This is a genomic window from Sulfitobacter sp. S190, assembly GCF_025141935.1.
Lineage (GTDB): Bacteria > Pseudomonadota > Alphaproteobacteria > Rhodobacterales > Rhodobacteraceae > Sulfitobacter.
Window position 1 is genome coordinate 3394251 of the sequence record NZ_CP081120.1, and the last position, 13448, is coordinate 3407698.

Sequence of the window (13448 nt, forward strand, 5' to 3'; positions counted from 1 at the left end):
GTTCTTCCAGAAACTGGTGGACCCGCGGCCTTACGTGTCGGGCAATTCGTCTGACGGAATGATCGCAAAGAAAGTACCACCGGACCACACGCCAAAATTGCCATCGTGATGCACGCCCAGATCGACAAGCCGGTAAAAGCTCTTGCGGTCAATCAGCGCCTCGAGATTCCTGCGCACGCGAACGTAGGGTGCAGGCTCTCCCGTGGTGTCATCGCGCGGCACCCGCAGGGGCAGATCCGAACCGGCTTCGGCCCGGTCGCCAAGGTTCGTGACAAATATCAGCTTCTGCGCCTCGCCAGCGCCTTCAACATCAAAATCCACAGCCACGAACGGAGCGTCCTCCACCCGGATACCGACCTTTTCGACGGGGGTGACGAGAAAATATTCATCGCCCTCGCGGATCAGGATCGACGCAAAGAGCGCCACAAGCCCCGGACGCCCGATTGGCGTGCCTTCATAAAACCACGTCCCGTCACGCCGAATTTCCATATCGATGTCGCCACAAAACGGCGGGTTCCATTTTTCGACCGGCGGCAATCCGCGTGTATTGGCGGCCTTGACCGACTGCATCAGGCTTTCTGCCGAGGGTTTCACGGTTTTTTGTCCGCTCATTGCTTTTGCCATTTCATGGAGCTGCGTTACCTTTACACTCAGCCATATAACCTGATGAGCGGAGAAGTCATGACCCAAGACCAAACAGACGCGGCCGAGGACATGATCGCCCAGATCGAAACACTCGGCGCCAAGCTGACCGAAGCCCGTAAATCCATCACGTCGCGGTTCATCGGTCAGGAACGCGTGGTCGAATTGACGTTGACGGCCTTGCTGTGCGGTGGACACGGATTGCTGATCGGATTGCCCGGTCTGGGCAAGACGCGTTTGGTCGAAACCCTGTCCACGGTGATGGGCCTCAATGGCAAGCGGGTTCAGTTCACTCCCGATCTGATGCCCGCAGACATCCTCGGCTCCGAAGTGTTGGACACCGGCGCCGATGGGGCCCGCAGTTTCCGGTTTATCGAAGGGCCGATTTTCTGCCAGCTCATGATGGCGGATGAAATCAACCGCGCAAGCCCCCGCACCCAGTCCGCCTTGCTGCAGGCCATGCAGGAAAAGACCGTGACCGTCGCCGGGCAAGACCGCCCCCTTGGCGTTCCGTTTCATGTGCTTGCGACGCAGAACCCGATCGAGCAGGAGGGCACATACCCGCTCCCAGAGGCACAGCTTGACCGCTTCTTGGTACAGATCGATGTGCTCTACCCCGATCGGGATACAGAGCGCGATATCCTGATCGCCACCACGGGCGAAGCAGAGGGCGAATCTGTTCAGGTCTTCACCGCCGGTGAACTGCTCGATGCACAGCGTCTTTTGCGGCGGATGCCCGTCGGCGACAGCGTTGTCGAAATGATCCTCGATCTCGTCCGCGCCTTCCGGCCCGGCGAAGATGGCGCCAGCCAACGTGTCAGGGAGACAGTCGCATGGGGTCCGGGACCCCGCGCCGCGCAGGCTCTGATGCTGGCGGTGCGCGCGCGCGCTTTAATGCAGGGTCGGTTTGCGCCCTCGGCAGAAGACGTGATCAACATGGCCCGACCGGTACTCAGCCACCGGATGGCGCTCAACTTTGCCGCCCGGGCACGTGGCGACAGCCTGACCGACCTGATCGACGAAACAGCGGCGGGTCTGGCGGGATCGCGGGCCGCAGCGTGACAGACCCCCGCGCCCTTCGAGCATTGTCAGAGGACGAAGCCGCACGGCTGCCTGCATTGCTCGCGCGGGCGGAGCATCTGGCCGGAACCGTCCTTCTGGGTGCGCACGGGCGCCGGCGTGCGGGCACGGGTGATGACTTCTGGCAATACCGACCGGCACAGATCGGTGACAGTCGCCGCGCTGTCGACCACCGTCGCAGCGCAATGGGCGACACGGAATTCGTGCGCGAACGCGAGTGGCAAATTGCGCAATCCGTGATGCTTTGGGTGGATCAGGGGGCGTCCATGCGGTTCGCCTCTGACCCGCAGGTCCCGCAAAAGTCGGACCGCGCGCGGATACTTGCCTTGGCCCTCGCGATCCTTCTCAACCGCGGTGGTGAACGCGTGGGTCTGACGGGGACGGCCCTGCCGCCCCGCTCGGGCCGGGCGCAGATTTTGCGGCTTGCCGAGCTTTGGTGCCGCGACGACGCCGCGGAATACCAGCCCCCCGAACACCGCGCGATGATCCCGCACGCACGCGCGGTTTTCATCAGTGACTTCATGGGCGATATTGACGGCGTCCGCACCGCGCTGACCAAGGCGGCGGATCGCGGCGTGCGCGGCGTTTTGTGCCACGTTCTTGATCCCAGCGAGGAGGCATTTCCCTTTGCGGGACGGACCATTTTCGAAAGCGTCGGTGGCACACTCAGCCACGAAACGCTCAAGGCGAATGATCTGCGCGACCGGTATCTTGAACGACTGGCGGCCCGCAAGTCGGAGCTGGCACAACTGTGCCGCCTGACCGGTTGGCACTACGGCACACACCATACAGACGGGACCGCGCAAAGTGGTCTTTTGTGGCTTTACGGCGCGCTTGATGCGCGGGCCGGGGTCGCGGCATGACCGTTCTGGGCGGCATCGGCTGGACCGCGCCATGGTTGCTTCTGGCTTTGGCTGCGTTGCCGATCCTGTGGTTATTGCTGCGCGCCGTACCACCGGCCCCCATCCGCCGCCGCTTTCCGGGTGTGGCGCTATTGCTGGGCCTCAAAGACGACGAAACCGTTTCCGACCGGACGCCGTGGTGGCTGCTCTTGCTGCGCATGCTGGCCCTTGCGGCCATCATCATCGGGCTCGCGGGCCCCGTTCTGAACCCCGAAGCAGAACAGGCCGAAGGGAACGGTCCGTTGCTGTTTGTACTGGACGGATCATGGGCAGGTGCAACACGCTGGCCGCAGCAGCAAGAAGCCATTGCAGCACAGCTCACCCGCGCGGGGCGTCAGGACCGGACCGTCGCTATCATTACGCTCACACGCCCCGAAGCACCTGTTTTCCAATCTGCCGATGCCTGGCTTTCACGTTTGCCCGGCCTGCAGCCCGCGCCGTGGCAACCCAGCGCCGAGAACCTCGCAACAGCAGCAGATGCCCTCGCCGATGCAGGCACTTTCGATACCCTCTGGTTCAGCGACAATCTCGCCTATGAGGGCCGCGACACGTTCCTTGCATTGTTGCAGGACCGTGGCGATGTCGAGGCCTATCAGACCGCGCTTAACGTGCTGGCGATTGCGCCCGCGACATTCGATGACGGTGCCGTCCAGTTGCGGGTTCTGCGCGCGGCACCCGGTCAGGAACGCGAAGTCATAATTCAGGCGCAGGGCCGCGATCCGGCAGGCAATGCCCGCATCCTGGCTTCGGTCCCTGCCGTTTTTGAAGACGGCGCAACAGAAGCGACGGCTGCATTGTCCCTACCCGCTGAATTGCGGGCCAGAATAACACGGTTCGACATTGCCGGTCAGCGGTCCGCTGGCGCCACGACGCTCAGCGACGACGGATTGCGCCGCCGCGAAGTCGCGCTCATTTCCGCGCGAGAGAGCCGTGAAGGTTTGGAACTGCTGTCGCCCCTGCATTATATCGAACAGGCGCTTGCCCCTTCCGCCGAACTGCTTGACGGCGCTTTGGCCGATGTCCTTCCTGCCAATCCCGATGTGATCGTTCTCGCCGATGTGGCCACGTTGTCAGAGGCGGAGGCCGCGCCCCTGACCGAGTGGATCGAGAAGGGCGGCATGTTGGTGCGGTTTGCGGGGCCGCGTGTCGCCGCGAGCGACATCAGCCGCATAGACGAAGACCCGCTGATGCCCGTCCGCCTGCGAGCCGGTGGGCGTAGCGTCGGCGGCGCTATGAGCTGGGGAGAACCGAAGTCTCTCAGCCCGTTTTCGAACAGCTCTCCATTCTTCGGGCTCGCCGTGCCCGACGATGTTACGGTCAGTGCACAAGTCGTCGCGCAACCGGATCCGACGCTGGCAGAACGGGTCATCGCCTCGCTCAGCGATGGTACCCCATTGGTAACCCGCAAATCCGTGGGTCAGGGTCAGATCGTTCTGTTTCACGTGACCGCCACGGCGGAGTGGTCCAGTTTGCCGTTGTCCGGCCTGTTTGTCGAAATGCTCGAACGATTGGCCGTTTCGGCCTCTGCCGCCAGCGCGGATGTTACGGCTCTCGAAGGCACCACATGGCAAGCGTTGCGCGTTCTGGACGGATTTGGCACGCTCGATGACGCGGGCGCCCTGCCCGGTGTCGATGGACCTTCGCTTGTGACGCAAGCGACCGGACCGATGATGCCACCGGGGCTTTATGCGTCGGCAGATCGACGCCTTGCGCGCAATGTCCTCACCGCTGACAGCACGCTCACCCCCACAAGCTGGCCCGCTGACATTCCAGTAAGGGGGCTGGCCGTAGCACCTGAACAGCCGGTCGCGGGCTGGCTGCTCAGCTTTGCGGTTCTGCTGTTGCTGGCCGATGTGGTCGCATCATTGGCATTGTCGGGCCGACTGCTGGGGCGCAGCAACGCAACGGTCGCCGCCATCCTCATCTCGCTGGCGACACTCCCCGGCACCGCCGACGCCCAGAGCGAAGCCGAGGCATTTGCCCTCAACGCAACGGCGGAAATGGTATTGGCCCATGTCATCACCGGCGACGCGCAGGTAGACGAAATCGCGTTGGCTGGCTTGACGGGTCTGAGCGATACACTGTTTTTCCGCACCTCCGTTGAACCCGCCACACCGGTCAGTGTCGATCTGGAAACCGACGAACTGGCGTTTTTCCCGATCCTGTACTGGCCCATCACACCGCGCCAGCCGACACCCTCGGCCGAGGCCTACGCCAAGCTGAACGCCTATCTGCGTTCCGGCGGGTTGATCCTGTTTGATACACGCGATGCGGACGTTGCCAGTTTCGGCGCCTCCAGCCCGAACGGCCGCAAATTGCAGGACCTCGCCGCGCCACTGGATATTCCGGCCCTCGAACCGATCCCGACCGATCATGTGCTTACGCGCACCTTCTACCTCCTGCAGGACTTTCCGGGCCGTCACCTGAGCCGCGATGTCTGGGTCGAGGCATCTGACCCCGCGGCCGAACAGATCGAAGGGATGCCCTTCCGTGATCTGAACGACGGTGTCACGCCCGTTGTGATTGGCGGAAACGATTGGGCTTCGGCGTGGGCCGTGACATCCGGCGGTGCGCCGCTGTTGCCTGTCGGACGGGGATATTCCGGCGAAAGGCAGCGCGAAATCGCGTACCGCTTTGGCGTCAATCTGGTGATGCATGTGCTGACGGGCAACTACAAATCCGATCAGGTCCACGTGCCCGCTCTTCTCGACAGGTTGGGCCAATGACCTCCACAATCGTCTTTGATCCCCTTATCCCGTGGCCCCTCCTGCTGATGGTTGGTGTGATTGCCGCGATTGGTGTCATGCTGGCGATTGTTCGGGGGCTGCGCGGCTGGGCATTGCGCGGGCTCGCCGCTGCGGTGGTTCTGGCGGCGCTTAGCGGGCCGAGTTTCCAGAGCGAGGACCGCGCGCCCCTGACCGATATCGTCATGCTGCTCGAAGACCGCAGTGCCAGTCAGCGACTTTCGGACCGCGAGGCGCAAACGCGCGATGCCGCCGACGCGCTCGAGGCGCGCATCATGGCGCGTGACGACACCGAAGTGCGCCGCATCGTCATTCCCGATGGCGATGGCGACGCGGGCACACGCCTGATGAGCGCTTTGGGCGAAGCGCTTGCCGAGGAACCGCGCAGCCGCGTTGCGGGCATCATCGCCCTTACCGATGGACGGATACACGACGCCGACCTGCCTGTTGACCTGCCCGCACCGATGCATGTGCTGCTGAGTGGTCGAGCGGATGACTGGGACAGACGGCTGTCGGTTCAAAATGCGCCTGCATTTGCCATCATCGGCGAACCGGTTACGCTTACGCTGCGCGTCGATGATTTGGGCGCAGCCCCCGAAGACGCGGCCTTTGCCGAACTGGACATCTCTGTTGACAGCGACGCACCGCAACGCTTTCAGGTGCCCATCGGCGAAGACCTGGAACTGCCGATCACACTCCCTCATGGCGGGCGCAATGTGATCCGTTTTGCGGTCCCCGAAGCCGAAGGCGAGCTGACCGACCGCAACAACAGTGCCGTCATACAGATGAACGGCGTGCGTGATCGCCTGCGTGTGCTCTTGGTCAGCGGAGAGCCGCACCCTGGCGGCCGAACGTGGCGCAATCTTCTGAAATCCGACAGCTCCGTCGATCTGGTGCATTTCACCATCCTGCGCCCACCCGAGAAGCAGGACGGCGTGCCCGTGTCGGAACTGTCGCTGATCGCATTCCCGACGCGCGAGTTGTTCATGGACAAGATCGACGACTTCGATCTGATTATCTTTGACCGCTACAAGAGGCGCGGCATCTTGCCCTCGATATATCTCGAGAACATCGCGAACTACGTGCGCGACGGGGGCGCGGTGCTTGTGGCGGCTGGCCCTGATTTCGCAAGCGCGGACAGCCTGTTCCGCACACCCCTAGGCACCGTTCTGCCGGGTACGCCCACTGCGCGTGTGATAGAAGAACCCTTTTTGCCGGTCGTACCCGAAATTGGCGAACGGCATCCTGTTACGCAGGATCTGGGCCAAAGCGGCGACTGGGGCAGATGGCTGCGCCAGATCGATTTGATGCCCCAGTCGGGCAATGTGGTGATGACGGGGGTCGACGACCGGCCGTTGCTGATCCTCGACCGTGTGGACGAAGGACGCGTGGCGCTTTTGGGATCTGATCAGGCGTGGCTGTGGGATCGCGGCTATGAAGGGGGAGGTCCGCAACTCGAATTGCTGCGCCGCCTTGCACATTGGATGATGGGAGAGCCGGAGCTCGAGGAAGAGGCGCTCACGGCCACGGCCGAGGGGCAGACCATGCGCATCGAACGCCGGACATTGCGCGAAGACGTGCCGCCGCTGGTGATCACCGGCCCCGATGGCGAAGCCGTCGAGCTACAGATGGCTCCGGCGGGACCGGGCCGTTTCGCTGCAGAGTTCACAGGTCCCGAGATCGGGCTTTACCGTCTGGAAAATGGCGATCAGGTCAGCGTGATCGGTCTTGGCCCTGCCGCCCCGCGCGAATTCATCGAGACCATCGCGAGCGCCGATACGCTCGAGCCGGTGATTGCGTCCCTGCGCGGTGGAGCGTTGCGGCTGGAAGACGGGCTGCCCCGCATCCGTAACGTGCGGGCGGGCCGCCCCGCGGCGGGTCGTGGCTGGATCGGGCTGACGCCGCGCGCCGCCTATGAAACACGCGACGTGCGTCAGACCCCGATCCTGCCGGCATGGCTTGTCCTTTTGCTCAGCGCTGGCCTGATCACGGCCGCATGGCTGCGTGAAGGCCGCCGCTAGGGAACCGGGGTCAAAGAAGGACGGACGCCCAGATGGGCAGCGCTAGCAGACTGAGACAAACCTGCCACGTCAGGACATCTGCATAGAGCTCCGCATCCCCGCCCATTTGCTTGGCCACAATGTAGCCGTTCGATGCCGCAGGCGCTGCAAAGACCAGAACACCGGCCATCAATTGCGCCTGACCCAACCCGACCCAAGTACCCATCCCCACGAAAACGGCACTGGCCAGGAACGGCCGCAAGAACGCTCCGGCCAGCACGACCAAACGCACACGGGCGAGCCTTCGCAGACTGATACCGGCGCCGATGGCCATCAGCCCCACGCCCAGCGCACCCCGTCCGATCATGTCGAGCGTGGTCGCCAATGTGGCGGGTATTTCAATGCCCGATTGGTTGATCGTCAGGCCGACCACGCAGGCCTGTACCAGCGGATTGCGGACAACCGTAAACACTATGGTCTTGAGGCCCGCACGCGCAGGGCCGAAACTGGCCAGAACGACAATGCAGACGATGTTGATCAGGGGTATCAAAACCGCGATGGCCACCGCAATGACGGCCAAGCCACCTGTCAGGAATTGCTCAGCCGCCGCCAGTGCAACAAATGCATTCCAGCGCAAAGTCGTCTGGAATAGCGAAGTGAACGTCGAATTGGCGAGCGCGGTCAGCGGCACCGCAATCCGCCAGACCAACAGCCCCACCGCCAGCACGGCCAGAGTACCCACCAAAACACCGCCGAACAGCCCAAACCGGTCCAATGACAGATCGGACCGCGCAATCGCAAGCACGAGCGTCGCGGGGATCAGGACGCGAAACGACAGCGTTTCGATTGCCCCCCACTGCCCGCGCGCAATGATGCCAGCCTTCGCCAGACCGTAGCCGGTGCAGATCATCAAAAGCAAAGGCAGTACGGCATAGGCAAACGCCATCGCGGAATCCTTTCATCACTCTTCAGCGTGCAAGTGCACACAGGTTAAGCCGATTTTTACCCTGTTCCCGGAAACAGGTCGGGTCAGACCGTTTCAAAGGCCTTATGAACGACATTGCAAATAAATTGATAGCCGAGCGACGCGGGCGTCTGGCTGCGGAGCGATTGCTTGAACAAAAGCAGGCGGAGCTTTTTGCCGCCAATCGCAAGCTCAATCACCACGCCCGACAGTTATCCCACGAAATCACGGAGACACGCGCCGAGGTCGAGGTGATCCGGGGTGAAAACAAGCGCGTCAAATCCGATCTGAACGCCGCGCAGGAAAAGATCGCAGTGGTCGAGCGGCGCCTTTGGCATTCGATTCGGACCATCAAGGACGGCTTTGCCTTTTTCGACGCGTCCAATCGCCTGATCATGGCAAACGAGGCCTATCTCTCCGTGTTTGAAGGCATCGATATTGTCGAGACGGGTGTCGAGTACGCGACCATTCTCGAGGTGCTGACAGACGAGGGTATTGTCGATCTGGACGGGACCAACGCCGCGGATTGGCGCACCATGATGCGCGCCCGCTTTGATCTGGATACGCCCCCCCCCATTGAACTGAAGCTCTGGAATGGCCGCTCCGTAAAACTGGTCGATCAACGTGGACCCGGTGGAGATGTGGTTTCGCTCGGGCTCGATATCACCGAAACGGTGCGGTATCAGGCGCAACTGGCCGACGCCCGCGAAGCCGCCGAAACGGCCAACCGCGCGAAATCGGCGTTTCTTGCCAACATGAGTCACGAAATTCGTACCCCGATGAACGGTGTCGTCGGCATGGCGGATATGCTGGGGGATACGGGCCTGACGGATGACCAGAAACTCTATGTCGATACCATAAAAAGCTCCGGAGAAGCATTGCTGGTCATCATCAATGACGTACTCGATTACTCGAAGATCGAGGCGGGGCACCTTGACCTGCACATCGCACCCTTCGATCTGGAGCGGGCGTTTCAGGATGTCACGCTGCTTTTGCAACCGATGGCCCAGGCGAAGGGGCTGTCGCTGGTACTCGAGTACGATTTGTTTCTGCCGAGCATGTTGGAGGGCGACGCGGGTCGCTTGCGTCAGGTGCTGACCAATCTTGTCGGGAACGCGATCAAATTCACGGCGGCGGGTCACGTGCTGGTTCGTGTCACCGGTGTGCCTGACGATGTGACCCGCCGCCTCGCGCTGCATGTGGTGGTCGAGGATACCGGGATCGGCATTGCAGAGGATGAAATCGATCACATCTTTGGCGAATTCACCCAAGTGGAAAATGAACGTAACCGCCAATTCGACGGAACCGGGCTCGGCCTGTCGATTACAAAGCGTCTGGTCGAAATGATGGGCGGTGATATCTGGGTCGATGCGGTCGAGGGTCAGGGCAGCAGCTTTGGCTTCCGGCTGACACTTGATGTCACCGAAGGATCGGTGGCGCCGTTGATCGTTCCGAAACCCCTGCGCCGGATCATTCTGGCGGGACCGGACGAGGTCGCAATGGCAGCCTTGGCCCGACAGCTGCGGCAAGGTGGGCCTCAGGTGGATGTGCACACATCGGTCGCTGGTTTGCTGAATTCGGTCACCGCCGCGGACTGCGTCATCATCGACGAAAATATTCTGGCCGATACGGCACCGATATGGTCAGACCTACACCAAACCAGCCCCGAAACGGCCTGCGTTCTTTTGTGCAAGAGCCCCGACCAGATGCGCGCCGACGCGGATGTGCCGGATGACAGTATCTGCATCGCAAAACCCTGGTCGCGCCAATCGCTCATGACCGCCCTCGGTACAGCAGCGGACAGGATCAAACCACCGGCGGACACGGCGCGGCGGATGCGGGTCCTTGCCGCAGAGGACAACAAAACAAATCGGCTCGTATTGGAGAAAATGCTGGGCAAACTGAATATTGACCTGAAGTTTGCCTGCGACGGTACAGAGGCCGTTGAGCTTTGGCGCAGCTTTGCGCCCGATCTCGTCTTTATGGATATCTCGATGCCGCGAATGGACGGCAAGGCCGCGACAGCCGCGATACGTGCAGCGGAACAGGGAACCGGCGAACACGTTCCCATCGTCGCGATGACGGCGCACGCACTCGAAGGGGACAAGGATCAGCTGCTGGCCGCTGGTCTCGACCAGTATCTTGCAAAACCCCTGCGGCGCACTGCTCTGGAGGAACAGCTGCGCAAGGCGTTACCGCCACATGCCGCTGCCCTCACGCAGACGGATAGTCACGAATGAATACCGGACTGTAGGGCGTGGATTGTTCGGCGCGGTAGGCATAGCCGCCCGTGTCGAAATCCCGCAACGCGGTTTCGTCTTTCACCCTGTTCTGGACGATAAAACGGGCCATCGCACCGCGCGCTTTCTTGGCAAAGAAGCTTACGATCTTCGGCCCCTTGCCGTCGTGCTTGTCTTCCATGAACTGAGGCGTAATCACCCGTGGCTTCAGGGCTTTCAGATCAACAGCGCCGAAATATTCCCGACTGGCGCAATTCACCAACACATCGCTCTCCACCGCTTTCGCCTGTTGGTTCAGCGCCTTTGACAAATCGGTGCCCCAATAGTCATAGAGGTTCTTGCCACGCCGCGTTTTCATCTTGCTCCCCATCTCCAGCCGGTAGGGCTGGATCGCGTCAAGCGGGCGCAGCAGTCCATAAAGCCCCGACAGGATGCGCAAATGATCCTGTGCAAATGCCAGTTCATCCGGATCAAGCGTTGATGCCTCGAGCCCCTGATACGTATCACCCGCAAAGGCAAGCGCCGCCGGGCGGGTCATCTGTGCATCGGCGTCATCGGCAAAGGCGCGAAAACGATCACGGTTCAGGCGCGCCAGATCGTCGCTCAGGCCCATCATCGATCGCAGATCACCCAGCGTCAGGTTTCGTGCCGTTTTGACCAACCTGCGGGCATCATCCAGATGGTCAGGCACCGTCATTTCGACGTTCCGTTCGGCCCAGTCCAGACGTTTGGCAGGGGAAATCACAACAAGCATGAAAAGCTCCTAAAAACTCGTTTCGTCATACCTAAGACGCGCAGCGACGATTGCCAATCTTGCGCTAATCCGTCGCGCGCAGGACATCCATGAACGCCGCGCCAAACCGCTCTGCGCGGCGTTCGCCGAGCACCCGTTCAAGCGCCGCATCATCGGGATCGCGCAGTTGCGCCACCTTCGCCAACAATGACGCGGAACAGCTGAGCGGGCGCTCTGTTCCCAACGCACCGCGCGACAGATCGGCCTGAACCTCCAGCAACCGGTCGTACACGCTGCCCGCTGACCGGCCCGCCAGTTTCCGGCGCTGGGGGTGCATCACCTCGGCCGCGCCGTTGATCACCTCCAGAAATGCCGCGCCATAGCTTTCGAGCTTTTTCGCGCCGATCCCGCCTATGCGCGCCATTCCGTCCAGATCGGCAGGCCGCGTTTCGGCCATTTCGATCAGCGTACGATCCGTGAAGATAATGTACGCCGGTACCTTTGCGGTCTCTGCCAACGCGCGGCGTTTTGCCTTGAGCGCGGACAGCAATGGTGCGTCTTCCTCATTGACCATGGCCTTGACGGCGGGGCGCCGTGTGCCGCCTGCCGCCTTGATGCTGTCGCGCCGCAGCGTGATCTTTGCTTCGTCGCGCAAAATCGGTAGCGCCCCGTCCGTCATGCGCAATGCGCCATGTCGTTCGGGATCGGGGCGCACCAGATCGTGCCCCATCATCTGCCTGAAAATCGCCTGCCATTCGGGTTTCGAATACTCCTTGCCGACCCCGTAAGTCGGCAGGTTTTCGTGACCTCTCTGGCGGATTTTATCGGTCTGCATGCCGCGCAGGATGTCGATCAAATGCCCCGATCCGAACCATTCGTCGGTGCGCAGCATGGCTGACAACGCCTTGCGTACCGCCGTGGTGCCGTCGAACGTATCGGCTGGCGTATCACACAAATCACACCGCCCGCATTTGACTTCCGTTTCTCCGAAGTAGCCCAACAACGTGCTCCGGCGGCACTCCAGCGCCTCTGCCAACCCCAGCAACGCATTCAGCCGACCGTGATCCGCACCGCGCCGTTCGGCGGGGGCCAGTCCTTCGTCGATCTGCGTGCGCCGCAGACGGATATCGTCGGGTCCATAAAGCGTAAGCGTCTCGGCCGGAGCGCCATCACGGCCCGCGCGGCCGATTTCCTGATAGTAGGCTTCGATCGATTTCGGCAGATCCGCATGCGCGACCCACCTGATATCGGGTTTGTCGATCCCCATGCCAAAAGCGACGGTTGCACAGACAATCAGCCCATCTTCGCGCTGGAACCGCGTTTCGGCGATCCGGCGGTCCTCTGCTTCCATGCCGCCGTGGTAGTGTATGGCCGTCTGCCCTGCCTCGTTGAGCGCCCGTGCGATGCCTTCGGTCTTGGCCCGCGTTCCGCAGTAAACGATGCCCGATTGTCCGCGACGGGCCGCTGCGAAATTCAGGATTTGCGCGCGCGGCTGGTTCTTGGCCGCAAAAGCCAGATGGATGTTGGGACGGTCAAAGCCACGCAAGAACGCACGGGGCTGTGCGCCCGCAAACAGTTTCTGCACGATTTCGGCCTGGGTTTCGGCATCTGCCGTCGCGGTGAAAGCGGCGAGCGGCACGTCAAGCGCCTGTCGCAATTCGCCGATCCGCAGATAGTCAGGCCGGAAATCATGGCCCCACTGGCTCACACAATGCGCCTCATCAACGGCAATCATGCGCACGCCCACGCGCTTGAGCATGCCGAAAACCGATCCCGCCGCCAACCTTTCGGGCGCCATGTACAGCAGCTTGAGCGTGCCCGCCTCCAACGCCTCCCAAACTGCATCGGTTTCTTCGGGTGTATTGCCGGATGTCAGCGCGCCAGCACCGACGCCGAGTTCCTGAAGCGCCCGCACCTGGTCACGCATCAGCGCAATGAGTGGAGAAATGACAACGGTGACCCCGTCCCGCAGCAACGCCGGCAACTGGAAGCACAGCGATTTGCCCCCACCCGTCGGCATGATCGCCAGCACGTTCTCGCCTGCGGTAACTGCCTCTACGATTTCCTGTTGGCCAGGCCGGAAATCGTCAAAGCCGAATACATCGCGAAGCAGCGGTGAGGCGCTGGTCATTGAGGGCAACCT

The 13448-nt window shown here is 61.9% G+C and carries 9 protein-coding genes; 5 read left to right on the forward strand and 4 right to left on the reverse strand.

Translation table 11 applies throughout. The features are described from left to right. Positions 1 to 30: 30 nt before the first annotated feature. On the reverse strand, positions 31 to 612 hold the full coding sequence (locus K3756_RS16870) for a DUF1285 domain-containing protein (RefSeq protein WP_259989417.1): 582 nt from the start codon (positions 610 to 612) through the stop codon (positions 31 to 33). Positions 613 to 681: 69 nt separating this feature from the next. Here K3756_RS16870 and K3756_RS16875 point away from each other — a divergent pair, with 69 nt between their 5' ends. Genes K3756_RS16875 through K3756_RS16890 form a run of 4 tightly spaced genes read left to right on the forward strand, consistent with a single transcriptional unit; the run spans position 682 to position 7389 of the window. Then, on the forward strand, positions 682 to 1704 hold the full coding sequence (locus K3756_RS16875; protein WP_259989419.1) for a MoxR family ATPase: 1023 nt from the start codon (positions 682 to 684) through the stop codon (positions 1702 to 1704). Then, complete coding sequence (locus K3756_RS16880; protein ID WP_259989422.1) at positions 1701 to 2585, forward strand: DUF58 domain-containing protein; 885 nt, start codon at positions 1701 to 1703, stop codon at positions 2583 to 2585. The genes K3756_RS16875 and K3756_RS16880 overlap by 4 nt, the downstream gene beginning before the upstream one ends. Next, on the forward strand, positions 2582 to 5350 hold the full coding sequence (locus K3756_RS16885; RefSeq protein WP_259989424.1) for a DUF4159 domain-containing protein: 2769 nt from the start codon (positions 2582 to 2584) through the stop codon (positions 5348 to 5350). Before K3756_RS16880 ends, K3756_RS16885 begins: the two co-directional genes overlap by 4 nt. Continuing rightward, positions 5347 to 7389: a hypothetical protein gene (locus K3756_RS16890; RefSeq protein WP_259989426.1), complete on the forward strand. Its 2043-nt coding sequence runs from the start codon at positions 5347 to 5349 to the stop codon at positions 7387 to 7389. Before K3756_RS16885 ends, K3756_RS16890 begins: the two co-directional genes overlap by 4 nt. A 10-nt stretch (positions 7390 to 7399) precedes the next feature. Here the strand turns inward: K3756_RS16890 and K3756_RS16895 are convergent, their stop codons facing one another. Beyond that, entirely contained in the window at positions 7400 to 8314 is a 915-nt protein-coding gene (locus tag K3756_RS16895; protein WP_259989428.1) for an AEC family transporter, read from the reverse strand. 104 nt (positions 8315 to 8418) lie between these two features. Between K3756_RS16895 and K3756_RS16900 the strand changes: the two genes are divergently transcribed. Continuing rightward, positions 8419 to 10572, forward strand: coding sequence for an ATP-binding protein (locus K3756_RS16900; protein ID WP_259989430.1), 2154 nt, complete (start codon positions 8419 to 8421; stop codon positions 10570 to 10572). Here K3756_RS16900 and yaaA read toward each other — a convergent pair. Together yaaA and recQ are read right to left on the reverse strand one after the other, a co-directional pair. Beyond that, entirely contained in the window at positions 10547 to 11326 is a 780-nt protein-coding gene (gene yaaA / locus K3756_RS16905) for a peroxide stress protein YaaA (protein WP_259989431.1), read from the reverse strand. The two genes, K3756_RS16900 and yaaA, sit on opposite strands and share 26 nt — an antisense overlap. A gap of 64 nt (positions 11327 to 11390) precedes the next feature. Next, a complete protein-coding gene (recQ, locus tag K3756_RS16910; protein ID WP_259989433.1) occupies positions 11391 to 13436 on the reverse strand; it encodes a DNA helicase RecQ in 2046 nt (681 codons plus the stop codon). Positions 13437 to 13448 lie beyond the last annotated feature (12 nt).

Bases quoted from the DNA above. Each gene is read 5' to 3' on its own strand.
- K3756_RS16870 (WP_259989417.1), bottom strand. From the start codon at position 612: ATGAGCGGACAAAAAACCGTGAAACCCTCGGCAGAAAGCCTGATGCAG.
- K3756_RS16875 (WP_259989419.1), top strand. From the start codon at position 682: ATGACCCAAGACCAAACAGACGCGGCCGAGGACATGATCGCCCAGATC.
- K3756_RS16885 (WP_259989424.1), top strand. From the start codon at position 2,582: ATGACCGTTCTGGGCGGCATCGGCTGGACCGCGCCATGGTTGCTTCTG.
- K3756_RS16890 (WP_259989426.1), top strand. From the start codon at position 5,347: ATGACCTCCACAATCGTCTTTGATCCCCTTATCCCGTGGCCCCTCCTG.
- K3756_RS16895 (WP_259989428.1), bottom strand. From the start codon at position 8,314: ATGGCGTTTGCCTATGCCGTACTGCCTTTGCTTTTGATGATCTGCACC.
- K3756_RS16900 (WP_259989430.1), top strand. From the start codon at position 8,419: ATGAACGACATTGCAAATAAATTGATAGCCGAGCGACGCGGGCGTCTG.
- yaaA (WP_259989431.1), bottom strand. From the start codon at position 11,326: ATGCTTGTTGTGATTTCCCCTGCCAAACGTCTGGACTGGGCCGAACGG.
- recQ (WP_259989433.1), bottom strand. From the start codon at position 13,436: ATGACCAGCGCCTCACCGCTGCTTCGCGATGTATTCGGCTTTGACGAT.